This is a genomic window from Thermococcus sp. LS1 (genome assembly GCF_012027395.1).
GTDB lineage: Archaea > Methanobacteriota_B > Thermococci > Thermococcales > Thermococcaceae > Thermococcus.
Genome location: NZ_SNUJ01000004.1, coordinates 34,758 through 54,223 on the forward strand (window position 1 = coordinate 34,758; position 19,466 = coordinate 54,223).

Here is a 19,466-nt window from a genome sequence, read left to right on the forward strand (position 1 = left end):
GAGATGGGAAAGAGTTTGATTCAACAGAGGAGAGGTAAGGGAACCACGACCTTTAGGGCCCCCTCCCACAGGTACAGGGGTGCCGTCAGGTACGTTCCGCTCAACCTGACAAAGGAGAAGACCATCGTCGGTAAGGTCGTTGAGATACTCCACGACCCTGGAAGGACCGCTCCAGTGGCTCGCGTCAAGTTCGAGAATGGCATGGAGAAGCTCATTATCGCTCCCGAGGGAATCCTCGTCGGCGAGGAGATTGCCATAGGACCGAACGCTCCAATCAAGATAGGCAACACCCTCCCGCTTGCCATGATACCGGAGGGAAGCTACGTCTATGACATAGAGGGAGCCCCTGGAGACGGCGGTAAGTACGTTCGCGCTGGCGGTGCCTACGCCCTCGTCGTCAGCAGGGAGAAGGACAAGGTCATCGTCCAGCTTCCGAGCGGCGAGCTCAAGCAGTTCAACCCAATGTGCAGGGCTACCATTGGTGTCGTTGCCGGTGGCGGTAGGCTCGAGAAGCCCATAGTCAAGGCAGGAAAGGCATACTACATCGCCAAGGCAAGGAACAGGTTCTGGCCGAAGCCGAGGGGTGTCAAGATGAACGCCGTCAACCACCCACACGGTGGTAAGGAGCACCACATCGGCAGGCCGAGCACCGTTTCGCGTAGAGCTCCGCCCGGAAGGAAGGTTGGTCACATAGCCGCGAGAAGAACTGGTAGGAGGAAGTGAAGATGGCGAGAAAGAAGGAGTTTAGGTATAGGGGTTACACCTTCGAGGAACTGCTCAACATGTCACTCGAGGACTTTGCTAAGCTCCTCCCTGGGAGGCAGAGGAGGAGCCTTAAGAGGGGCCTCAGCCCCGAGCAGAAGAAGCTCCTCAGGAAGATCAGGCTTGCTAAGAAGGGCAAGTACAACAAGCCCATCAGGACCCACAGCAGGGACATGGTCATCCTTCCAGAGATGGTCGGCATGACCATTCACGTCTACAACGGAAAGGAGTTCGTTCCAGTCGAGATTAAGGAGGAAATGATAGGCCACTACCTCGGTGAGTTTGCTCTCACGAGGAAGATCGTCCAGCACGGCTCGCCTGGTGTCGGTGCAACCAGGTCATCGATGTTCGTGGCCATCAAGTGAGGTGGTTTAGATGAGCAGGGGCAGGTTTTCCTACTCATTCCAAAATTTTGACCCCGAGAGGATGGCTCGTGCGAGCGGAAGGGACCTCAGGATTTCCCCGAAGCACAGCGTTGAGCTCCTGAGGGAGATAAAGGGCATGATGCTCAACGACGCACTCAAGTACCTTGACGACGTTATTGCCCTCAAGAGGCCGGTTCCAATGAGGCGCTTCAACGACAGCCAGGGCCACAAGCCGGGCAAGGGCTTCGGTCCAGGTCGCTACCCAGTCAAGGTCGCCAAGGCCGTTAAGAAAGTCCTCCTCAACGCCAAGAACAACGCAGAGCAGAAGGGCCTCGACCCAGACAGGCTCAAGATAATCCACGCTGCCGCCCACAGGGGACCAGTGCTCCGTGGATACATCCCGAGGGCCTTCGGAAGGGCCACACCGTTCAACGAGCAGACCACCCACATCGAGATAGTCGTTGAGGAGATTAGGAGGTGAGACGTTTGGCGATCGAGAGATACTTCATCAAGGAAGGCGTTAGGGAGATGCTCATCGACGAGTACCTTGAGAAGGAGCTTAGGCGCGCCGGTTATAGTGGTATAGACATCAAGAAGACCCCGCTCGGAACCAAGGTCATCATCTTCGCCGCCAACCCCGGTTACGTCATCGGAAGGGGCGGTAGGCGCATTAGAGAGCTCACCAGGATCCTTGAGAGGCAGTTTGGCCTCGAGAACCCGCAGATCGAGGTTGAGGAGATCAAGAACCCCTACCTCAACGCTAAGGTCCAGGCCGTCAGGCTCGCCCAGGCCCTTGAGAGGGGTGTCCACTTCAGGAGGGCTGCCTACGCTGCCATAAGGGCCATCATGAGGAACGGCGCCAGGGGTGTCGAGATAAGGCTCAGCGGCAAGCTCACCGGAGAGAGAGCCAAGAGCGTCAGGTTCTACCAGGGCTACCTTGCCAAGGTCGGAAACCCGGCCGAGACTCTCGTCAGCAAGGGCTATGCCCAGGCCCTGCTCAAGCTCGGCGTCATAGGTGTCAAGGTCTCCATCATGCCGCCCGACGCCAAGCTCCCGGACGAAATTGAGGTCATCGAGAAGCCCATCCAGGAGGAAGAGGTGAGTGAAGAATGAAGCCGAGCGAGATTAGAGAGATGAGCATTGAGGAGATCGACAAGAAGATCAGGGAGCTCCGCCTCGAGCTTGCCAAGGAGAGGGGTGTGCTTACCATGGGGGCCTCTCTTGAGAACCCCATGGTCATCCGCAACATCAGGCGCGATATCGCGCGCCTGCTTACCATAAAGAAAGAGAAGCTTAGGGAGAAAAGGTGATGGTTAGTGCCTAGGATTGTTAACCCTCTGGATGAGATGCTCTTTAAGGAGGTCCTGAAGGAGCAGCAGAGGATTAGAGTTTACATAGAGAAGGCCCGCTACGGAAAGCTTAAAACCATAATCGAGGGCATAGACGAGAAGGAGTTTGACCTCGAGGATATAGCCAAAAAGCTGAAGGCGAAGCTGGCATGCGGCGGAACGGTAAAGAAGGGAAGGATAGAGCTCCAGGGAGACCACAGAGAAAGGGTCAAGAAGTTGCTAGCAGACCTTGGATTTTCAGAGGACTTGATAGAAATCGAGTGACGGCGAAAAACATCCTCTGGCACGAGCTCATAGGGTTGAAAGCAAAAATTATAAGGGCATCTCATCCAGAGCTGGTTGGCATCGAGGGCTACGTCCTTGATGAGACGAGGAACACCCTCACCATATGTGGTGAGAGGGTCTGGGTTATCCCGAAGGACGTGGTGGAGCTCGAGTTTGAGGTTGGCGATAAAAGAATCCGGATCAACGGAAGGGAACTGATTGGAAGACCCGAGATGAGATTGAAGAAGAGGTGGAGACGATGAGAGAGATTGGATTGAAGATTCAGCCTCCCGCTGAGAAGTGTGATGACCCGCACTGCCCCTGGCACGGGAACCTCAAGATACACGGCAGATACTTTGAGGGCATCGTCATCAGCGACAAGCCCAAGAGGACCGTTACCGTTGAGAGGCAGCACTACCACTACCTCAAGAAGTACGAGAGGTATGAGCTCAGGAGGAGCAGGATACACGCACACAACCCGCCGTGCATCAATGCCAAGCCCGGCGACAAGGTTCTCATTGCTGAGACCAGGCCGCTTAGCAAGACCAAGAGCTTCGTCGTCGTTGGCATACTCCAGAGGGCAGAGGAGAGGTGATAACCATGGCGAAGAAGGGTGCAGGTGCTACGAGAGGTATTAGTCCCGTCAGGCCGACCCGCGCTCTGCCGATTGGCGCCTACCTCAAGGTCGCCGACAACAGCGGTGCCAAGCTCATCCAGATAATCGGTGTCGTTGGCTACAAGGGAACTAGGAGGAGGCTTGCCAGTGCCGGCGTCGGCGACATGGTCGTCGCCACCGTCAAGAAGGGAAGGCCGGACATAAGGCACCAGGTCGTTAGGGCAGTTGTTGTCAGGCAGAGGAAGGAGTACAGAAGGCTCGATGGCATGCGCGTTAAGTTCGAGGACAACGCTGCTGCCATAGTCACCCCGGAGGGTGTTCCGAGGGGAACCGAGATCAGGGGTGCCATAGCTAGAGAGGCCGCCGAGAGGTGGGTTAGGCTCGGTAGCATAGCGAGCATTGTGTTGTGAGGTGAGAATGATGAAGTTGGATACCAAGCAGCCGAGGAAGCAGAGGAAGTTCCTCTACAACGCTCCCCTTCACCTTAGGAGCAAGATAATGAGCGCCACCCTGAGCAAGGAGCTCAGGCAGAAGTACGGCGTGAGGAGCCTTCCGATAAGGGAGGGCGACAAGGTCAAAATCATGCGCGGCGACTACAAGGGCAAGGAAGGAAAGGTCGTTGAGGTCAACCTCAAGAGGTACAGGATCTACGTCGAGGGCGTTACCCAGAAGAAGGTCGACGGTACCGAGGTCTTCTACCCGGTTCACCCGTCGAACGTTATGATAGTCGAGCTCAACCTCGAGGACGAGGAGAGGGAGAAGATAATTGAGAGGAGGGCTGGTTGATGGCGAGGAAAGGCGCTAAGAGGCACCTTAAGAGGCTTGCCGCTCCAAATCAGTGGTATATTGAGAGGAAGGCCTACAAGTGGGCTGTTAGGCCGAGACCCGGCCCGCACAGCATGAAGACCTCCATTCCGCTGCTCTACATCGTCAGGGACTACCTTGGCTATGCCAAGACCGCTCGCGAGGCCAGGAAGATACTCAACGAGGGCAGGATACTCGTTGACGGCCGCGTTAGGAAGGACTACAAGTTCCCGGTCGGTATAATGGACGTCGTTTCCATCCCCGAGACTGGTGAGCACTACAGGGTTCTTCCGAACAGGATTGGCAAGCTCATACTCCACCCGATAACTGAGAAGGAGGCTAACATAAAGCCGCTCAGGATCAGCAACAAGAGGATGGTCAAGGGAGCCAAGGTTCAGCTCAACCTTCACGACGGAAGCAATCACCTCGTTGCCCTCAGCGAGAAGGACAGGTTCATGACCGCCTACACTGTTCTCATGAAGGTTCCGGAGAGGGAGATAATCGAGGTCATCCCATTCGAGGTCGGTGCCTACGTCTTCGTTACCCAGGGTAAGAACGTCGCAAGGAAAGGTAAGGTCGTCGAGGTCAGGCAGTTCCCGATGGGATGGCCGGATGTCGTCACCATCGAGGACGAGAACGGCGAGCTCTTCGACACCCTGAAGGAGTACGCCTTCGTGGTTGGAAAGGACAAGCCGGAGATTTCCCTTCCGTGAGGTGAGATGAGATGCAGATCAACAGAGAGGCCATACTTGCTGACTGGGAAGCTCACCCCATGAGGAAGCCCAGGATTGCGAAGGTCACCATCAACATTGGAGTTGGCGAGAGCGGTGAGAGGCTTACCAAGGCCGAGACCATGCTCGAGCAGCTCGTCGGCCAGAAGCCGATAAGGAGGCGCGCGAAGCAGACCAACAAGGACTTCGGAATCAGGCGCGGCGAGCCTATCGCTGTGAAGGTCACCCTCAGGGGCAAGAAGGCTGAGGAGATGCTCAGGAGGCTCCTCGCTGCGGTTGACAACAAGCTCAAGGCGAGCAACTTTGACGAGCACGGCAACTTCTGCTTTGGTATAGACGAGCACATCAACATCCCGGGCGTCGAGTACGACCCTGAGATAGGCATCTTTGGTATGGACGTCTGCGTTACCCTTGAGAGGCCTGGATTCAGGGTTGCCAAGAGGAGGAGGCAGAGGAAGAAGATACCGAACAGGCACAAGCTGACCAAGGAAGAGGGTATCGTCTTCGCTATGGAGGAGTTTAACGTCCAGGTGGAGGGATTGTGAGATGGCGAAGGCTGACTACAACAAGAGGAAGCCGAGGAAGTTTGGAAAGGGCGCCAGGAGATGCGTCCGCTGCGGACAGTACGGCCCAATCATCAGGATCCATGGCTTGATGCTCTGCAGGCACTGCTTTAGAGAGATAGCCCCCAAGCTGGGCTTTAAGAAGTACGAGTGAGGTGAGAGGAGATGACTTTGCTTGACCCGCTGGCTAACGCTCTCTCCCACATAACCAACAGCGAGAGGGTCGGAAAGAAGGAGGTTTACATAAAGCCCGCTTCCAAGCTCATTGGAGAGGTCCTCAGGGTTATGCAGGAGAACGGCTACATAGGTGAGTTCGAGTTCATCGACGACGGAAGGGCCGGCATCTACAGGGTGCAGCTCATAGGCAAGATAAACAAGGCCGGTGCGATAAAGCCAAGGTTCCCGGTCAAGGCGAGGGAGTACGAGGCCTGGGAGAAGAGGTTCCTTCCGGCCTTCGAGTTCGGTATCCTCATCGTCTCGACCTCCCAGGGCGTCATGACCCACAAAGAGGCCATAGAGAAGGGAATCGGCGGAAGGCTGATAGCCTACGTCTACTGAGGTGAGAGAGATGCCGATAGATGCGTGGGTAAGGGAAGAGGTTGAGATTCCAGAGGGAGTCGAGGTCACCATTGAGAGGAACGTCGTCAAGGTCAAGGGCCCGAAGGGCGAGCTCGAGAGGGAGCTCAAGTACCCGGGCGTTCAGATATTCACCGAGGACGGTAAGGTTGTCATTTACAAGGAGTTCCCGAGGAAGAAGGACATCGCCATAGCGAGGACCTTTAAGGCCCACATAGCCAACATGATCAAGGGCGTCACCGAGGGCTTCACTTACAAGCTCAAGGTCGTCTACAGTCACTTCCCGATGACCGTCAAGGTTCAGGGTGACGAGGTCGTCATCGAGAACTTCCTCGGTGAGAAGAACCCGAGGAGGGCCAAGATACTGCCCGGTGTTACCGTCAAGGTCATGGGTTCAGAGGTCATCGTCGAGGGCATTGATAAGGAGGCAGTTGGTCAGACCGCCGCAAACATCGAGCAGGCCACCAGGATAACCAAGTGGGATAGGAGAGTCTTCCAGGACGGTATCTACATAGTTGAGAAGGCGGGTAAGCCGATAAAGTTCTGAGGTGTGAGAAATGAACGAGAAAGCGAGACTCCTTAGGATTAGGGCCAGGCTCAAGAGGAAGAAGCCCAGGTTCCTCAGGCAGGAGTGGTGGCGCTATCCGAAGTTCAAGAACGACCCCAAGTGGCGCAGGCCTAAGGGTATTGACAGCAAGATGAGGCTCAAGAAGAAGGGTAAGGCCCGCTCACCGAGCATAGGCTGGAGCTCACCGAGGCTCGTCCGTGGGCTCCACCCGAGCGGCTACGAGGAAGTCCTCGTCCACAACGTCAAGGAGCTTGAAGCAATTGACCCGACCAGGCAGGCTGCCAGGATAGCGAGGACCGTCGGCGCGAGGAAGAGAGAGATGATACTTGCTAGGGCCAAGGAGCTTGGTGTGAAGGTACTCAACCCGTGAGGTGAGACTGATGCTCAAGATGCAGAGAAGGATTGCCGCTGACATTTTGAAGTGCGGTGAGAACAGGGTCTGGATTGACCCTGAGAGGATTGATGACGTCGCCGCTGCCATCACGAGGGAGGACATAAAGAGGCTCATCAACGATGGCGTCATAAAGAAGAAGCCCATCAAGGGCCAGAGTAGGGCTAGGGCGAGGGCCTACCAGGAGGCCAGGAAGAAGGGCCGCCACAGGGGCCCGGGAAGCAGGAAGGGTAAGAAGACCGCCAGGATGGGCAAGAAGGAGCGCTGGATGATGACCATCAGGGCCCTCAGGAAGGAGCTCAGGAAGCTCAAGGCCGAGGGCAAGATAGACGAGCACACCTACAGGAGGCTCTACATCAGGGCCAAGGGTGGTCAGTTCAAGAACAAGAGGCAGCTCTACCTGTTCATGCAGGAGCACGGCATACTGAAGGAGTGAGGTGAGAGAGATGGCGCACGGACCGAGGTATAGGGTTCCCTTCAGGAGGAGGAGAGAGGGTAAGACTAACTATCACAAGAGGCTCGCTCTCCTTAAGTCGGGCAAGCCGAGGCTTGTCGTGAGGAAGAGCCTCAACCACCACATCGCCCAGATAGTGGTTTACGATCCAAAGGGTGACAAGACCCTCGTTTCGGCTCACACCAGGGAGCTTATGAGGGACTTCGGCTGGAAGGGCCACGGTGGCAACACGCCAAGCGCTTACCTGCTTGGCCTGCTCATCGGTTACAAGGCCAAGAAGGCCGGCATTGAAGAGGCCATACTTGACATAGGCCTCCACCCGCCGACCAGAGGCTCGAGCGTCTTCGCCGTCCTCAAGGGAGCCGTCGATGCTGGCTTGAACGTCCCGCACAGCGAGGAGATCTACCCGGAGGACTACAGGATAACCGGCGAGCACATCGCCAACTACGCCAGGACCCTCAAGGAGGAGGACGAGACCCTCTACAGGAAGCAGTTCGGTGGCTATCTCGTTAAGGGCCTCGAGCCCGAAAAGCTCCCAGAGCACTTTGAGGAGGTCAAGGCGAGAATAATCGAAAAGTTTGAGGAGGCGAGAGAATGAGCGACCCGAGGGAGATCGCCCAGAGGGTTTTGGAGGAGTGGCAGCCGAGGACCAAGCTCGGTATGCTCGTCAAGGAGGGCCAGATAACTGACATTCACGAGATATTCCGCAAGGGCTACCAGATTAAGGAGCCCGAGATAGTTGACGTGCTCCTTCCTGAGGTTAACCTCAGGGAGAACCAGGAAGTGCTCGACATCGCTCTGACGGTTAGGATGACCGACAGCGGTAGGAGGATTCGCTTCCGCGTTCTTGCCGCTGTGGGCAACAGGGATGGCTATGTCGGCCTTGGAATCGGCCACGGTAAGGAGGTCGGAATAGCCATCAGGAAGGCCATCAACTACGCCAAGATGAACATCATTGAGATAAAGCGCGGCTGTGGAAGCTGGGAGTGCAGGTGCAGGAGGCCACACTCAATTCCGTTCGCCGTCGAGGGCAAGGAGGGAAGCGTCCGCGTCAAGCTCATGCCCGGACCGCGTGGCCTTGGACTGGTCATCGGTGACGTTGGAAAGAAGATACTCAGCCTCGCTGGCGTTCAGGACGTCTGGTCCCAGACCCTCGGTGAGACGAGGACCACCGTTAACTTCGCCAAGGCAGTCTTCAACGCGCTTTACAACACCAACAGGGTTGCAATCAAGCCGGAGATGGTTGAGAAGTACGGCATCGTCGTTGGAAGGGAGATGGCAGCCAACTTTGAGCTGGAGTGAGGTGAGAGAGAATGGCAAAGCTTGCACTCATCAGGCTTAGGAGCGGAATCAGGGCGAGGGGAGAAGTGAGAGACACCCTCGCTATGCTCCGCCTCCACAGGATCAACCACCTAGTCCTCATCGACGACACCCCGAGCTACAAGGGCATGGTTCAGAAGGTCAAGGACTACATCACCTGGGGCGAGATAGATGCGGAAACCTTGGCCAAGCTCATCAGGAAGAGGGGCAGGCTCATAGGCAACAAGCCGGTTACCGATGAGTATGTCAAGGAGAAGCTCGGAATGAGCATAGAGGAGTTCGCCAAAAAGGTCGTCGAGGGCGAGATGAAGCTCACTGACCTCCCGAACATCAAGCCCGTCTTCAGGCTCCACCCACCGAGGGGCGGTCTCAAGGGAAGCAAGAAGCGCTCATTCAAGGAAGGCGGAGCCCTCGGTTACCGCGGCGAGAAGATTAACGAGCTCATTGAGAGAATGCTCTGAGGTGGCGAGAGATGATTAGGAGAAGGAAGAAGGTTAGGAAGCTCCGCGGAAGTCACACTCACGGATGGGGCTGCAAGAAGAAGCACCGTGGCGGTGGAAGCAAAGGCGGTAAGGGAATGGCTGGAACTGGAAAGAGGAAAAACACCAAGTGGACCTGGACCATCAAGTATGCCCCGGACCACCTCGGCAAGAGGGGCTTCCACAGGCCGAAGGCTGTTCAGTACACCCCGCAGACCGTAAACCTGAGCTTCCTCGACGAGAACCTCGACGAGCTCATGCAAATGGGCATCGCCTACGAGGAAGGTGGAAAGATAATCGTCGATACCACTCAGCTCGGCGTTGACAAGGTTCTCGGCTCAGGAAAGCTCACCAGGGCCATAGTCGTTAAGGCCTACTACGTCACCCCCAAGGCCGAGGAGAAGATTAAGGCCGCTGGCGGCGAGGTTCTCCTCGCCTGATTTTCCTTTAATTTAACTTCTGGCGGGTGTTAATCATGGGATTAAGGAACGTAGTGTTCGCGATAGAGAGGTACTTCCCTGAAGTTGAAAGGCCCAAGAGGCACGTCCCACTCAAGGAGAAGTTCATGTGGACAGGCATTGTTCTGCTACTGTACTTTATCCTCGCCGAGATTCCGCTCTATGGAATCCCAGCGCAGATTCAGGACTACTTCGCCACGCTCAGATTCGTTCTCGCCGGTAGGAGCGGTTCTCTTCTGACCCTTGGTATCGGTCCAATTGTCACCGCTAGTATTATCATGCAGCTTCTCGTCGGTTCCGACATAGTTCACCTTGATCTCTCAAACCATGAGGATAGGAGGTTTTATCAAGCGGCTCAAAAGCTCTTCGCGGTATTCATGAGCTTCTTTGAGGCCGCCATATACGTCTTTGCAGGAGCGTTCGGTAAGGTTGATATGGGTCTCGGTGCGTTCCAGACGGTCCAAACTCCAGGAGGTGCGGTTTACATAGGCATAGGGCTCGCCATACTGATACTCCTCCAGCTGGGATTTGCCTCGGTGATGCTCATCCTTCTCGATGAGCTTGTCAGTAAGTGGGGTATAGGTAGTGGTATCAGCCTCTTCATCGCCGCGGGAGTTTCACAGACAGTTATTGTTAAGGCCCTCAACCCAATGACCACTACCGAATACATCGACCCACTAACAGGCGGACCTACAATAGCCGGTGCCATACCTGCGTTCATCCAGCACCTGTTCTACGGTGACGTTACGGGAGCTTTGTACAGAGGCGCGCTACCGGACATGATGGATCTGCTGGCAACCATAGTTGTATTCCTAGTCGTCGTCTATCTCGAGAGCATGCGCGTTGAGATCCCGCTCAGCTACGGAAGGGTTACCGTTCGCGGAAGGTACCCGATAAGGTTCATGTACGTCAGCAACATTCCGATAATCCTGACGTTTGCCCTCTACGCCAACATACAGCTCTGGGCCAGGCTCCTTAACAACTTCGGCTACACCTGGCTTGGAACCTTCGATGCCAATGGATACCCCATAAGTGGATTCGTTACCTATCTCTACCCACCAAGGGACATCTACCACGTCATAGCAGATCCAACAAGGGCACTCGTTTACGCCCTGATGACGATATTCTGGGCGATAATCTTCGGTTTCCTGTGGGTTGAGCTCACCGGCCTAGACGCCAAGAGCATAGCCAGGCAGCTCCAGAGCGCTGGACTTCAGATTCCAGGGTTCAGGAGGGACCCGAGGATACTCGAGAGGGTTCTCAACAGGTACATACCCTATGTTACCTTCTTGGGTTCATTCACCCTGGCGCTTGTTGCAGTGCTGGCAGACTTCCTTGGAGCGCTCGGTACTGGAACAGGAATCCTCCTTACCGTCGGTATACTCTACAGGTTCTACGAGGAGATAGCCAGAGAGCAGGCCACGGAAATGTTCCCAGCTTTGAGGAAGTTCTTCTCCAAGTGAACCCTTTCCTTTCTTTACAAAACCTTTTAAACCCGGTTCGATTACTTCTTCCAGAAACCTCCTTGGGTGAGCATGATGCCGTTTGTGGTCATGATAACAGGAATCCCTGGCGTAGGAAAGAGCACCATAACCAGGCTGGCTCTCCGGAAGACCAGAGCTAAGTTCAAGCTGGTCAACTTTGGGGATCTGATGTTCGAAGAAGCCCTGAAGGCCGGCCTGGTGAAGCACAGGGACGAGATGAGGAAGCTCAATCCGAACGTTCAGAAGGGGCTCCAGATGAAAGCGGCAAGAAGAATCGTTGAGATGTCAAAGACCGAGCCAATACTCCTCGATACCCATGCCACAATAAGAACTCCTGTGGGCTACCTGCTCGGCTTTCCCAAGGAGGTTATAGAGGTCATAAACCCCAACTTCATAGTCATAATCGAGGCGGCTCCAAGCGAGATACTCGGTAGGAGGCTTAGGGACCTCAAGCGCGATAGGGACGTTGAAACTGAGGAGCAGATACAGAGGCACCAGGACCTGAACCGCGCCGCGGCGGTTAGTTACGCGATGCACTCCAACGCGCTTATAAAGATAATCGAGAACCATGAGGATAAGGGCCTTGAAGAGGCCGTCCACGAGCTTGTTGAAGTACTGGATTTGGCGGTGGGAGAGTATGATTGAGGGTATATACATATTCCTTGACACCCTGTTCGGGCCAATGATAACGTCGTACCACCCGATATGGGTAGTTACCGTGTCGGGAATAATACTTGGTACGTTCTTCACCCTGATTAACTACGCCTTGGTTGATCAGGAGAAGGTTAAGCTGCTCCAGAAGAAGAGCAAGGAGTTCCAGAAGAAGTACAAGGAGGCCCAGGCCTCCAAGGATGAGAAGAAGCTCAGGAAGCTCCAGCAGGAGCAGATGGAGCTCATGAAGCTCCAGAGCGAGGTCATGAAGGACACGATGTTCAAGGTCACGCTTCTGACGATGCCGATATTCTGGATATTCTTCAGCTGGCTCAGGAGATGGTACGTTGAGGTCGGTATAGCTAAGTCACCGTTCGACTTCTTCCTCTTCGACTGGTTCCACGGGCTCTATCACTCTGGCCTTCCAGCCAACGAGCTTGGTTACATCGGCTGGTACATCATGACCTCCATGATAACGGGTTACATCCTTAGGAAGCTCCTCGACATGGGTTAAATTTAAAAACGTTTGACAAAAAGGGGTTGCGAGGTGAGAGAAATGAAGCCAATGTACAGGTCAAGGTCATGGAGAAGGAAGTACGTCAGGACTCCGGGCGGAAGGACGGTCATACACTTTGAGAGGAAGAAGCCAAAGATTGCACACTGCGCCATGTGCGGCAGGCCGCTCAACGGCGTCCCGCGCGGCAGGCCGAGCGAGCTCAGGAAGCTCCCGAAGACCAAGAAGAGGCCAGAGAGGCCCTACCCGAACCTCTGCCCGAGCTGCATGAGGAAGGTTATAAAGGCCCAGATTAGGGCTGGAATTTCCCTCTGAGGTGCGAACATGCCCAGGGGCTGCCTCGTCATAACCGTCAGCGGCCTAGCCGGTTCAGGAACGACCACTCTGTGCAGGAATCTCGCCAAGCACTACGGCTTCAAGCACATCTACGCCGGCTTAATCTTCCGCCAGATGGCCAAGGAGATGGGCATGACCCTCCAGGAGTTCCAGGAGTATGCCGAGCTTCATCCCGAGATCGACAGGGAGGTTGACAGGAGGCAGGTTGAGGCAGCCAAGGAGTGCAACGTCGTTATTGAAGGCCGCCTTGCAGGCTGGATGGTTAAGGACGCTGACCTTAAGATATGGCTCGACGCTCCGATAATGGAGCGCGCCAGACGTGTCGCCCGCAGGGAGGGCATAACCGTAGAGGAGGCCTTCGTGCAGATAGCCGAGCGCGAGAAGGGCAACAGGAAAAGGTATTTAAACCTCTACGGTATTGACATCGACGACAAGTCGATTTATGACTTGATAATCAACACCGCTAAATGGGGTCCCGATGGGGTCTTCGCGATTGTGAAGGCCGCCATCGACCACCTTTACCCCGACGGTGACGCGGGGTCGGGCGTTAGCCCGGGCAACAAAAAGAAGGAGGTGGGATGAATGCCAGCCATTGAGGTTGGAAGAATAGCCGTTATCATTGCAGGAAGGAGGGCTGGCCAGAAGGTCGTCGTCGTTGACGTCATCGACAAGAACTTCGTCCTCGTTACCGGCGCTGGCCTCAACAAGGTCAAGCGCAGGAGGATGAACGTCAAGCACCTCGAGCCCCTCCCAGAGAGGGTCAACATCGAGAGGGGCGCTGACGACGAGGCCGTTAAGGCCGCCCTTGAGCAGGCTGGAATCAGCCTCGAGTGAAATCCCTGGAGGCCATTTGGCCTCTTTTTAACTTCTCAACACTTTTAAGGTCCTTCTCTGGAGACTCTTTTGGTGATGGCATGAAAACTGCACTTATAACAGGTGCGACCGGCGGCATTGGGAGGCTTCTGGTGGAGGCTCTCGTTGGGAGGGACTACCGGGTTATAGGCGTTGCGAGAAATGAAGAGAGATTAAAGAAACTCCAATCGTTGGGTAACTTTGACTATATCGTGGCAGATCTGCGGGAGAGAAACGTCCCTAAAGTTATTAGAAGTGAGTTGAGAAACCTCGGTGTTGAGAGGCTCGACGTTCTCATAAACAACGCAGGCTTTGGTATACTGAAGCCCCTGGTAGAGCAGAGCGAAGAGGAGCTGGAAGAGATTTTCAGGGTGAACACAATAGCCCCAGTGGCTCTCACACGTGAGCTCTTGGACTTAATCCCTCGGGATGGCAAGGTTGTGATGGTTTTGAGCGGTGTGGTTTTCGTGAACGTGAGGGACCTTCCCTCCTACGGTGCCTCAAAGGCGGCCCTTCACTATCTCTCAGTTAATCTAGAGCACGAGCTTGAGAAGAAGGGAATAACGCTCATCCGGGTTTATCCCAAGCAGGTCTCCACACCCTTTTGGAACGACAGGGTTCCACAGGGGGCACTACACCCTAAGGATGTCGTCAGTGCAATCATCACCGCCATCGAAAAGAACAAGCGCGAGGTCTTCATTCCGAGTTATCTTAAGCTCGTGAAGTACCTCCCCCGTTGGCCTGTCTTCAACTACCGCTTCAAGTTCTGAGGGCAGGTTTATAAAGCGCGAACTCGAGGTTACCACGATAACGCTCATCGGGTGATGCTCATGGCGAGGGACGAAGTGAGGAGAATCCTTCCAGCCGATATAAAGCGCGAGGTTCTGATAAAGGACGAGAAGGCTGAGACAAACCCCAAGTGGGGCTTTCCGCCCGAGAAGAGGCCAATGGAAATGCACATGCAGTTCGGCATAATCAACCTCGACAAGCCTCCAGGCCCTACAAGCCACGAGGTAGTTGCTTGGGTTAAGAAGCTCTTCAACCTTAACAAAGCCGGTCACGGCGGAACCCTTGATCCCAAGGTGAGCGGAGTCCTGCCGGTTGCCCTCGAGAGGGCCACAAGGGTGGTTCAGGCGCTGCTTCCAGCGGGTAAGGAGTACGTTGCTCTGATGCACCTCCACGGCGAGGTCCCGGAGGACAAAATCTACGCCGTCATGAAGGAGTTTGAGGGGGAAATAATCCAGAGGCCACCCCTGAGAAGTGCCGTTAAGAGAAGGCTGAGGACGAGAAAGGTCTACTACATTGAGATCCTTGAGATAGACGGCAAAGACGTGCTCTTCAGGGTCGGTGTTGAGGCTGGAACATACATCCGTTCGCTCATCCACCATATTGGCCTTGCCCTCGGTGTTGGTGCCCACATGGCCGAGCTGCGCCGTACCAGAAGCGGCCCCTTCAAGGAGGATGAAACCCTGGTAACCCTCCACGACCTTGTTGATTACTATCACTTCTGGAAGGAGGATGGCATTGAGGAATACTTCAGGAAGGCGATACAGCCGATGGAGAAGGCCGTTGAACATCTGCCGAAGGTCTGGATTAGAGATTCGGCCGTTGCGGCAGTAACGCACGGTGCTGACTTAGCCGTTCCGGGAATAGTCAAGGTTCACAAGGGCATCAAGAAGGGCGATTTAGTTGCTGTGATGACCCTCAAGGATGAACTCGTTGCCCTCGGTAAGGCCACCATGACGAGCGGTGAGATGCTCCAGAAGAGCAAGGGAATAGCGGTTGATGTTGATAAGGTCTTCATGCCTAGGGACTGGTATCCAAAGCTGTGGTAGAAACTTTGCGGGGCAAAGTTTCATCAAAGTTGGTAGCTCCTTCCCAAAGTTTCTTTTTTTGAGTGGTTCCTTAATCAATAGGATTGTTTGAAAGGGAAAACTAAGTTAAATACTCTTTTGCCGAAGGTTTAGCTCTAAAAAGACGCCCGAAGGGCGTCAAAAGAAAAGCAAACCTATACAAAAGGGCCCCTACAAAAGGATTCTCACTTAAAACGTCGGGCCTTAAGTTGGGAAACCAGCCCTTCAGGGATAACGCAATGAGGAGCTACAATTTTTTGGTGAAGCTCTTTCCCAAAGTTTCCTGTACTCTCAAAGCCCCACTCCGGGGGTTTGTCCCATGAACCCTGTTTTCTTCTAAACCTTCGGAGGGCTAACGCCCCCACGCCCCTGAAACTTTGGTTGCACAAGTAACGGTTGTTTGTGTTCATTTGTTCACTCTTTTACTTTGCCTTCTTTCGTCTCGTTTTCTCCCCAATACTACGGTTGGAAATTGAAAATTCTACGAAAAAAAAACAGAACTAATTATAACTCATAATTAGAAAAGTTTTTAAGGATTTTGACATTGGATTTGGTGATAATCTCCGGAGGTGCCTCCGTGGAAGGCCGGGTCAAGAAGGTTGGTGCTGTCTTCTTGCTTGCCCTGCTGTTGAGTCTCCAGTTCGGAATTGTCCAGGAGACTAAGGCTTTGACGGAGAACGCCACGAGCATAACCTTCCGCAGGGCTGTGGTTGCTTGGTATGATGAGAGGGGCCGGCTTCAGATGAACGTCATTTGGGTGAATAAGACCATAGACTTCGCAAACTTGACTAACACTTCCTGCCCCTGCCACAACTCAAGTTCCTGCACTTCCAACTTGACCACCAATGTAAACGTCTCGGTGGTCACGCTTTACAACATGACGGAAAAGCACGAGCAATTGCTTTTCCTTGGGATTAACTTCTACAATGAATCATTTAACTACACGATGTACGCCCTTGTTTACAAGGCTGAGAGGAGCCAATACAACTTTACACTGGTTACGAGGATTCTTACAGATAAAATCCATGGTGGTTACTGGATTTATCTCACCACAATGAACATTGCTCCCAATGACGAGGGCAGAGTTGTTCCCGTTGGAGACACGATTATTACTGCCGACAACTTGACCCTTTCGGAGTACTACTGGACTCTTAACAAGGTTCTCATGAAGCTTAGGCGCGGAGACGAGACGAACTGGGTTTGGGGCAGAACTGCCTATGAGCTGAGACACTTATCACACTTAGTGCGGCTCAAACTTTCAGAATATGATCAATACCGGACAATAGGGGTAAGTGTTAGTATGGACTCATTGACTGCATGTGAATTTATGCTAAACCCCTTAATCTACATAAAGTTCATATGTACCCAGCCAGAGGCCCCTTCATGGGTTATAGTAGGAGCCTGCTGTGCCTCATTATATGCAATAGTCATTGGATGCACTGCAGCTTGTGTACTGTCTGGAGGAGCTGCGTGTATAGCTTGTATCGCAGGGGGAGTCTTTGGATCATGGGCTTCACTCTCAGGATGCTATGGATACTGTCCATCAATGCAAGTATGTGTTTATGCACTTGGGTTTATTAAGGTTAAATGTGGAACATTGTGGTAGGGTGGTAAAGCATGTCTTGGATGGAGTATGGTGCATACGCGGCGATAATTGGTGGGCTTATCTACCTCTTTCTACTTTTTGCCTTCAGGGATTCTTTCGCAGGCCGTAGCAGGATTTCGTGGGCAATTCAACTGGAGATGGCGGTTTTCATGGTGCTTACGGGCTTCATAGTCTGGGGAATCCGCAGTGGGAACATTCCGTTTTACGTGATGGGTGCGGTCGGATGGATATGGCTTGCGGTGGTTATAGTGACGGTTTTGCTGTGGTTGGGGAGCGGTTCAAAGGTATAACTGGCTGAAACCTCTTGGACATGACTTACCTTTATAAACCCCTTTTCTTATCCCTGCACATGAGCCACTACTACTCCGAAGAGCCAAACGTTCCCCTCAAGACAAAGACCATTGAGGTCTGCCTTAGGGGTCACTGCTTTAAATTCATAACGGCCAGTGGAGTCTTCTCCTTCGGGAAACTCGACAGAGGAACGGAACTGCTCATAGAGAGTATGATACTTGACGGGAACTGGCGTGTCCTCGACCTCGGTTGCGGCTACGGTGCGATAGGGATCGTTGCCTCTCGTTTTGTTGAATACGTCGTCATGACCGACGTGAACAGACGGGCGGTAAGCATAGCGAGGAAAAATTTAAAAATCAACAACGTTAGAAACGCCGAGGTTAGGTGGGGAAGCCTCTATGAGCCCGTCAGGGGCGAAAAGTTCGACACAATCATCACTAACCCCCCGGTGCACGCGGGAAAGGAAATCCTGAGGGAAATAGTTATAAATGCTCCCCGGCATCTCAACGATGGAGGCCTCCTGCAACTTGTTATCAAGACAAAGCAGGGGGCAAAATATATTAAGGGTTTAATGGAGGAGCACTTCACCGAAGTGAGAGAGCTGGCAAAGGGGAGCGGTTACCGCGTGTATGCCGGGATCGCCTAGCCTGGGATGGCGCGGGCCTTGAGAGCCCGTGTCCGTATGGACACCGGGGTTCAAATCCCCGTCCCGGCGCCAAAATCCTCTCTGAAGGATTGATATGGAGGTGTATTCGTAATGACGGACAACTTCAGACACATCGTCCGTGTAGCGGGAGTTGATTTGGACGGAAATAAGCAGCTGAGATGGGCCCTTACGGGCATCAAGGGCATAGGGATAAACTTCGCTACCATAGTGCTCAGGGTTGCAGGGATTGACCCGTACATGAAGACCGGTTACCTGACCGACGAGCAGGTCAAGAAGATTGAGGAGATCCTCGAGGATCCGGTCGCCCACGGAATCCCGACTTGGGCAGTCAACAGGCCGAAGGACTATGAGACCGGTAAGGACATGCACCTTATCACCGCCAAGCTCGTCATGGCCTGGCGTGAGGACATCAACAGGCTCAGGAGAATCAGGGCTTACCGCGGCATAAGGCACGAGCTCGGACTGCCGCTCAGGGGACAGAGAACTAGGTCGAACTTCAGGCACGGTACCACCGTCGGCGTGAGAAGGAGAAAGAAGTGAGGTGGTGTAAATGGGAGACCCTAAGAGGCAGAGGAAGAAGTACGAGACTCCCTCTCACCCGTGGATTAAGGAGAGGCTTGACAGAGAGCGCGTGCTCATGAAGAAGTACGCCCTCAAGAACAAGAAGGAACTCTGGCGCCACGAGACCCAGCTCAAGGAGTTCAGGCGTAGGGCCAGGCACCTCCTTGCGGCGAGGGGCAAGCAGGCTGAGATCGAGAGGGTCCAGCTCCTCCAGAGGCTCAACAGGCTCGGCCTTCTTCCGGCCGATGCCGTCTTGGATGACGTTCTCTCCCTTACCGTTGAGGACGTCCTCGACAGGCGCCTTCAGACCATTGTCTTCAAGAAGGGACTCGCCAGGACCATCAGGCAGGCCAGGCAGCTCATAGTCCACGGCCACATCGAGGTCAACGGCCAGATAATCCGCTCTCCGGGCTACCTCGTCCTCAAGGAGGAGGAAGACACCATAACCTACTCCAAGACCTCTCCTTTCGCGAAGGAGAGCCACCCCGAGAGAATGGTTATCGAACAGGCTAAGCAGGGTGAGGCCTCATGAGCGAGGAGCAGCAGGTTGTTAACCTTAAGAAGAAGGAGAAGTGGGGCGTTGCCCACATCTACTCCTCCTACAACAACACCATCATCCACATCACCGACCTCACCGGGGCCGAGACCGTCTCCAGGTGGAGCGGTGGTATGGTCGTTAAGGCTGACAGGGACGAGCCCTCGCCCTACGCGGCTATGATAGCCGCCAAGAGGGCCGCCGAGGAGGCCATGGAGAAGGGCTTCGTCGGTGTTCACATCAAGGTCCGCGCCCCTGGAGGAAGCAAGAGCAAGACCCCAGGCCCGGGTGCCCAGGCAGCCATCAGGGCCCTCGCTAGGGCAGGTCTGAGGATAGGAAGGGTTGAGGACGTCACCCCGATTCCGCACGACGGCACCAGGCCAAAGGGCGGAAGAAGGGGTAGGCGTGTCTGACCC

35 protein-coding genes and 1 tRNA gene are annotated in these 19,466 nt (G+C 54.3%); all 36 read left to right on the forward strand.

Features of this window, described 5'->3' with window-relative positions:
- Positions 1–3 precede the first annotated feature (3 nt).
- The 36 genes from E3E26_RS09420 to E3E26_RS09595 all read left to right on the forward strand — a co-directional run bounded on the left by E3E26_RS09420 (position 4) and on the right by E3E26_RS09595 (position 19,463).
- Entirely contained in the window at positions 4–723 is a 720-nt protein-coding gene (locus E3E26_RS09420; protein WP_167901092.1) for a 50S ribosomal protein L2, read from the forward strand.
- A gap of 2 nt (positions 724–725) precedes the next feature.
- Positions 726–1,127 (forward strand): 30S ribosomal protein S19, encoded by a 402-nt coding sequence (locus E3E26_RS09425; protein ID WP_167901093.1) that lies wholly within the window; start codon positions 726–728, stop codon positions 1,125–1,127.
- 10 nt (positions 1,128–1,137) lie between these two features.
- Positions 1,138–1,608 (forward strand): 50S ribosomal protein L22, encoded by a 471-nt coding sequence (rplV, locus tag E3E26_RS09430; RefSeq protein ID WP_012571028.1) that lies wholly within the window; start codon positions 1,138–1,140, stop codon positions 1,606–1,608.
- Between the two features lie 5 nt (positions 1,609–1,613).
- Entirely contained in the window at positions 1,614–2,240 is a 627-nt protein-coding gene (rpsC, locus tag E3E26_RS09435; RefSeq protein ID WP_167901094.1) for a 30S ribosomal protein S3, read from the forward strand.
- Positions 2,237–2,437 (forward strand): 50S ribosomal protein L29, encoded by a 201-nt coding sequence (gene rpmC / locus E3E26_RS09440; RefSeq protein ID WP_167894555.1) that lies wholly within the window; start codon positions 2,237–2,239, stop codon positions 2,435–2,437. Before rpsC ends, rpmC begins: the two co-directional genes overlap by 4 nt.
- A 36-nt stretch (positions 2,438–2,473) precedes the next feature.
- Positions 2,474–2,740 (forward strand): stress response translation initiation inhibitor YciH, encoded by a 267-nt coding sequence (yciH, locus tag E3E26_RS09445; protein ID WP_206204400.1) that lies wholly within the window; start codon positions 2,474–2,476, stop codon positions 2,738–2,740.
- Positions 2,626–3,003: a ribonuclease P protein component 1 gene (locus tag E3E26_RS09450; RefSeq protein ID WP_012571032.1), complete on the forward strand. Its 378-nt coding sequence runs from the start codon at positions 2,626–2,628 to the stop codon at positions 3,001–3,003. Before yciH ends, E3E26_RS09450 begins: the two co-directional genes overlap by 115 nt.
- Positions 3,000–3,335 carry a 30S ribosomal protein S17 gene (locus E3E26_RS09455; RefSeq protein WP_012571033.1) on the forward strand — a complete coding sequence of 112 codons (336 nt, stop codon included), beginning with the start codon at positions 3,000–3,002 and terminating at the stop codon, positions 3,333–3,335. The genes E3E26_RS09450 and E3E26_RS09455 overlap by 4 nt, the downstream gene beginning before the upstream one ends.
- Positions 3,336–3,340: 5 nt before the next feature.
- Positions 3,341–3,766 carry a 50S ribosomal protein L14 gene (locus tag E3E26_RS09460; RefSeq protein ID WP_012571034.1) on the forward strand — a complete coding sequence of 142 codons (426 nt, stop codon included), beginning with the start codon at positions 3,341–3,343 and terminating at the stop codon, positions 3,764–3,766.
- A 10-nt stretch (positions 3,767–3,776) separates the two neighbouring features.
- A complete protein-coding gene (rplX, locus tag E3E26_RS09465) occupies positions 3,777–4,142 on the forward strand; it encodes a 50S ribosomal protein L24 (protein WP_167730762.1) in 366 nt (121 codons plus the stop codon).
- The gene (locus E3E26_RS09470; RefSeq protein WP_167901095.1) at positions 4,142–4,873 is read left to right on the forward strand and encodes a 30S ribosomal protein S4e; all 732 of its coding nucleotides are present in this window, start codon (positions 4,142–4,144) and stop codon (positions 4,871–4,873) included. The genes rplX and E3E26_RS09470 overlap by 1 nt, the downstream gene beginning before the upstream one ends.
- Before the next feature lie 11 nt (positions 4,874–4,884).
- Entirely contained in the window at positions 4,885–5,436 is a 552-nt protein-coding gene (locus E3E26_RS09475; RefSeq protein WP_167901096.1) for a 50S ribosomal protein L5, read from the forward strand.
- 1 nt (position 5,437) lies between these two features.
- Positions 5,438–5,608: a 30S ribosomal protein S14 gene (locus E3E26_RS09480; protein ID WP_012571038.1), complete on the forward strand. Its 171-nt coding sequence runs from the start codon at positions 5,438–5,440 to the stop codon at positions 5,606–5,608.
- 11 nt (positions 5,609–5,619) lie between these two features.
- Positions 5,620–6,012, forward strand: coding sequence for a 30S ribosomal protein S8 (locus tag E3E26_RS09485; RefSeq protein ID WP_012571039.1), 393 nt, complete (start codon positions 5,620–5,622; stop codon positions 6,010–6,012).
- A gap of 10 nt (positions 6,013–6,022) precedes the next feature.
- Positions 6,023–6,577, forward strand: a complete 555-nt coding sequence (locus tag E3E26_RS09490; protein ID WP_167711036.1) for a 50S ribosomal protein L6 — start codon at positions 6,023–6,025, stop codon at positions 6,575–6,577.
- Positions 6,578–6,587: 10 nt separating this feature from the next.
- Entirely contained in the window at positions 6,588–6,968 is a 381-nt protein-coding gene (locus tag E3E26_RS09495) for a 50S ribosomal protein L32e (RefSeq protein ID WP_167901097.1), read from the forward strand.
- A gap of 10 nt (positions 6,969–6,978) precedes the next feature.
- Positions 6,979–7,425, forward strand: coding sequence for a 50S ribosomal protein L19e (locus E3E26_RS09500; protein WP_012571042.1), 447 nt, complete (start codon positions 6,979–6,981; stop codon positions 7,423–7,425).
- 10 nt (positions 7,426–7,435) lie between these two features.
- The gene (locus E3E26_RS09505) at positions 7,436–8,041 is read left to right on the forward strand and encodes a 50S ribosomal protein L18 (protein ID WP_167901098.1); all 606 of its coding nucleotides are present in this window, start codon (positions 7,436–7,438) and stop codon (positions 8,039–8,041) included.
- A complete protein-coding gene (rpsE, locus tag E3E26_RS09510; RefSeq protein ID WP_167901099.1) occupies positions 8,038–8,745 on the forward strand; it encodes a 30S ribosomal protein S5 in 708 nt (235 codons plus the stop codon). Before E3E26_RS09505 ends, rpsE begins: the two co-directional genes overlap by 4 nt.
- Before the next feature lie 11 nt (positions 8,746–8,756).
- Positions 8,757–9,224: a 50S ribosomal protein L30 gene (locus tag E3E26_RS09515; protein ID WP_167901100.1), complete on the forward strand. Its 468-nt coding sequence runs from the start codon at positions 8,757–8,759 to the stop codon at positions 9,222–9,224.
- Positions 9,225–9,235: 11 nt separating this feature from the next.
- A complete protein-coding gene (locus tag E3E26_RS09520; RefSeq protein WP_167901101.1) occupies positions 9,236–9,682 on the forward strand; it encodes an uL15m family ribosomal protein in 447 nt (148 codons plus the stop codon).
- Positions 9,683–9,717: 35 nt separating this feature from the next.
- Positions 9,718–11,163, forward strand: a complete 1,446-nt coding sequence (secY, locus tag E3E26_RS09525) for a preprotein translocase subunit SecY (RefSeq protein WP_167901102.1) — start codon at positions 9,718–9,720, stop codon at positions 11,161–11,163.
- A 75-nt stretch (positions 11,164–11,238) separates the two neighbouring features.
- The gene (locus E3E26_RS09530) at positions 11,239–11,829 is read left to right on the forward strand and encodes an adenylate kinase (protein WP_167901103.1); all 591 of its coding nucleotides are present in this window, start codon (positions 11,239–11,241) and stop codon (positions 11,827–11,829) included.
- The gene (locus tag E3E26_RS09535) at positions 11,822–12,349 is read left to right on the forward strand and encodes a DUF106 domain-containing protein (RefSeq protein ID WP_167901104.1); all 528 of its coding nucleotides are present in this window, start codon (positions 11,822–11,824) and stop codon (positions 12,347–12,349) included. The genes E3E26_RS09530 and E3E26_RS09535 overlap by 8 nt, the downstream gene beginning before the upstream one ends.
- A gap of 42 nt (positions 12,350–12,391) precedes the next feature.
- Positions 12,392–12,664, forward strand: coding sequence for a 50S ribosomal protein L34e (locus E3E26_RS09540; RefSeq protein WP_012571050.1), 273 nt, complete (start codon positions 12,392–12,394; stop codon positions 12,662–12,664).
- A 9-nt stretch (positions 12,665–12,673) separates the two neighbouring features.
- Complete coding sequence (gene cmk, locus E3E26_RS09545; RefSeq protein WP_167901105.1) at positions 12,674–13,267, forward strand: (d)CMP kinase; 594 nt, start codon at positions 12,674–12,676, stop codon at positions 13,265–13,267.
- Positions 13,268–13,519: a 50S ribosomal protein L14e gene (locus tag E3E26_RS09550; protein WP_012571052.1), complete on the forward strand. Its 252-nt coding sequence runs from the start codon at positions 13,268–13,270 to the stop codon at positions 13,517–13,519.
- Between the two features lie 80 nt (positions 13,520–13,599).
- Positions 13,600–14,307 (forward strand): SDR family oxidoreductase, encoded by a 708-nt coding sequence (locus tag E3E26_RS09555; protein ID WP_167901106.1) that lies wholly within the window; start codon positions 13,600–13,602, stop codon positions 14,305–14,307.
- A gap of 60 nt (positions 14,308–14,367) precedes the next feature.
- Positions 14,368–15,372: an RNA-guided pseudouridylation complex pseudouridine synthase subunit Cbf5 gene (locus E3E26_RS09560; protein WP_012571054.1), complete on the forward strand. Its 1,005-nt coding sequence runs from the start codon at positions 14,368–14,370 to the stop codon at positions 15,370–15,372.
- A gap of 571 nt (positions 15,373–15,943) precedes the next feature.
- Complete coding sequence (locus tag E3E26_RS09565) at positions 15,944–16,996, forward strand: hypothetical protein (RefSeq protein WP_370520112.1); 1,053 nt, start codon at positions 15,944–15,946, stop codon at positions 16,994–16,996.
- A gap of 11 nt (positions 16,997–17,007) precedes the next feature.
- Positions 17,008–17,286: a hypothetical protein gene (locus E3E26_RS09570; protein WP_167901107.1), complete on the forward strand. Its 279-nt coding sequence runs from the start codon at positions 17,008–17,010 to the stop codon at positions 17,284–17,286.
- A gap of 59 nt (positions 17,287–17,345) precedes the next feature.
- Complete coding sequence (locus tag E3E26_RS09575; RefSeq protein WP_167901108.1) at positions 17,346–17,933, forward strand: class I SAM-dependent methyltransferase; 588 nt, start codon at positions 17,346–17,348, stop codon at positions 17,931–17,933.
- Positions 17,919–18,005, forward strand: a tRNA-Ser gene (locus E3E26_RS09580). Before E3E26_RS09575 ends, E3E26_RS09580 begins: the two co-directional genes overlap by 15 nt.
- A gap of 39 nt (positions 18,006–18,044) precedes the next feature.
- Positions 18,045–18,494, forward strand: a complete 450-nt coding sequence (locus tag E3E26_RS09585; protein WP_167901109.1) for a 30S ribosomal protein S13 — start codon at positions 18,045–18,047, stop codon at positions 18,492–18,494.
- Between the two features lie 10 nt (positions 18,495–18,504).
- Positions 18,505–19,047, forward strand: a complete 543-nt coding sequence (locus E3E26_RS09590; RefSeq protein WP_167901110.1) for a 30S ribosomal protein S4 — start codon at positions 18,505–18,507, stop codon at positions 19,045–19,047.
- Complete coding sequence (locus tag E3E26_RS09595; protein ID WP_012571062.1) at positions 19,044–19,463, forward strand: 30S ribosomal protein S11; 420 nt, start codon at positions 19,044–19,046, stop codon at positions 19,461–19,463. Before E3E26_RS09590 ends, E3E26_RS09595 begins: the two co-directional genes overlap by 4 nt.
- The last annotated feature ends 3 nt before the right edge of the window (positions 19,464–19,466 follow it).

Coding starts and splice junctions, on each gene's coding strand:
- E3E26_RS09420 (WP_167901092.1), top strand. CDS start 4: ATGGGAAAGAGTTTGATTCAACAGAGGAGAGGTAAGGGAACCACGACC.
- E3E26_RS09425 (WP_167901093.1), top strand. CDS start 726: ATGGCGAGAAAGAAGGAGTTTAGGTATAGGGGTTACACCTTCGAGGAA.
- rplV (WP_012571028.1), top strand. CDS start 1,138: ATGAGCAGGGGCAGGTTTTCCTACTCATTCCAAAATTTTGACCCCGAG.
- rpmC (WP_167894555.1), top strand. CDS start 2,237: ATGAAGCCGAGCGAGATTAGAGAGATGAGCATTGAGGAGATCGACAAG.
- yciH (WP_206204400.1), top strand. CDS start 2,474: ATGCTCTTTAAGGAGGTCCTGAAGGAGCAGCAGAGGATTAGAGTTTAC.
- E3E26_RS09450 (WP_012571032.1), top strand. CDS start 2,626: ATGCGGCGGAACGGTAAAGAAGGGAAGGATAGAGCTCCAGGGAGACCA.
- E3E26_RS09455 (WP_012571033.1), top strand. CDS start 3,000: ATGAGAGAGATTGGATTGAAGATTCAGCCTCCCGCTGAGAAGTGTGAT.
- E3E26_RS09460 (WP_012571034.1), top strand. CDS start 3,341: ATGGCGAAGAAGGGTGCAGGTGCTACGAGAGGTATTAGTCCCGTCAGG.
- rplX (WP_167730762.1), top strand. CDS start 3,777: ATGAAGTTGGATACCAAGCAGCCGAGGAAGCAGAGGAAGTTCCTCTAC.
- E3E26_RS09470 (WP_167901095.1), top strand. CDS start 4,142: ATGGCGAGGAAAGGCGCTAAGAGGCACCTTAAGAGGCTTGCCGCTCCA.
- E3E26_RS09475 (WP_167901096.1), top strand. CDS start 4,885: ATGCAGATCAACAGAGAGGCCATACTTGCTGACTGGGAAGCTCACCCC.
- E3E26_RS09480 (WP_012571038.1), top strand. CDS start 5,438: ATGGCGAAGGCTGACTACAACAAGAGGAAGCCGAGGAAGTTTGGAAAG.
- E3E26_RS09485 (WP_012571039.1), top strand. CDS start 5,620: ATGACTTTGCTTGACCCGCTGGCTAACGCTCTCTCCCACATAACCAAC.
- E3E26_RS09490 (WP_167711036.1), top strand. CDS start 6,023: ATGCCGATAGATGCGTGGGTAAGGGAAGAGGTTGAGATTCCAGAGGGA.
- E3E26_RS09495 (WP_167901097.1), top strand. CDS start 6,588: ATGAACGAGAAAGCGAGACTCCTTAGGATTAGGGCCAGGCTCAAGAGG.
- E3E26_RS09500 (WP_012571042.1), top strand. CDS start 6,979: ATGCTCAAGATGCAGAGAAGGATTGCCGCTGACATTTTGAAGTGCGGT.
- E3E26_RS09505 (WP_167901098.1), top strand. CDS start 7,436: ATGGCGCACGGACCGAGGTATAGGGTTCCCTTCAGGAGGAGGAGAGAG.
- rpsE (WP_167901099.1), top strand. CDS start 8,038: ATGAGCGACCCGAGGGAGATCGCCCAGAGGGTTTTGGAGGAGTGGCAG.
- E3E26_RS09515 (WP_167901100.1), top strand. CDS start 8,757: ATGGCAAAGCTTGCACTCATCAGGCTTAGGAGCGGAATCAGGGCGAGG.
- E3E26_RS09520 (WP_167901101.1), top strand. CDS start 9,236: ATGATTAGGAGAAGGAAGAAGGTTAGGAAGCTCCGCGGAAGTCACACT.
- secY (WP_167901102.1), top strand. CDS start 9,718: ATGGGATTAAGGAACGTAGTGTTCGCGATAGAGAGGTACTTCCCTGAA.
- E3E26_RS09530 (WP_167901103.1), top strand. CDS start 11,239: ATGCCGTTTGTGGTCATGATAACAGGAATCCCTGGCGTAGGAAAGAGC.
- E3E26_RS09535 (WP_167901104.1), top strand. CDS start 11,822: ATGATTGAGGGTATATACATATTCCTTGACACCCTGTTCGGGCCAATG.
- E3E26_RS09540 (WP_012571050.1), top strand. CDS start 12,392: ATGAAGCCAATGTACAGGTCAAGGTCATGGAGAAGGAAGTACGTCAGG.
- cmk (WP_167901105.1), top strand. CDS start 12,674: ATGCCCAGGGGCTGCCTCGTCATAACCGTCAGCGGCCTAGCCGGTTCA.
- E3E26_RS09550 (WP_012571052.1), top strand. CDS start 13,268: ATGCCAGCCATTGAGGTTGGAAGAATAGCCGTTATCATTGCAGGAAGG.
- E3E26_RS09555 (WP_167901106.1), top strand. CDS start 13,600: ATGAAAACTGCACTTATAACAGGTGCGACCGGCGGCATTGGGAGGCTT.
- E3E26_RS09560 (WP_012571054.1), top strand. CDS start 14,368: ATGGCGAGGGACGAAGTGAGGAGAATCCTTCCAGCCGATATAAAGCGC.
- E3E26_RS09570 (WP_167901107.1), top strand. CDS start 17,008: ATGTCTTGGATGGAGTATGGTGCATACGCGGCGATAATTGGTGGGCTT.
- E3E26_RS09575 (WP_167901108.1), top strand. CDS start 17,346: ATGAGCCACTACTACTCCGAAGAGCCAAACGTTCCCCTCAAGACAAAG.
- E3E26_RS09585 (WP_167901109.1), top strand. CDS start 18,045: ATGACGGACAACTTCAGACACATCGTCCGTGTAGCGGGAGTTGATTTG.
- E3E26_RS09590 (WP_167901110.1), top strand. CDS start 18,505: ATGGGAGACCCTAAGAGGCAGAGGAAGAAGTACGAGACTCCCTCTCAC.
- E3E26_RS09595 (WP_012571062.1), top strand. CDS start 19,044: ATGAGCGAGGAGCAGCAGGTTGTTAACCTTAAGAAGAAGGAGAAGTGG.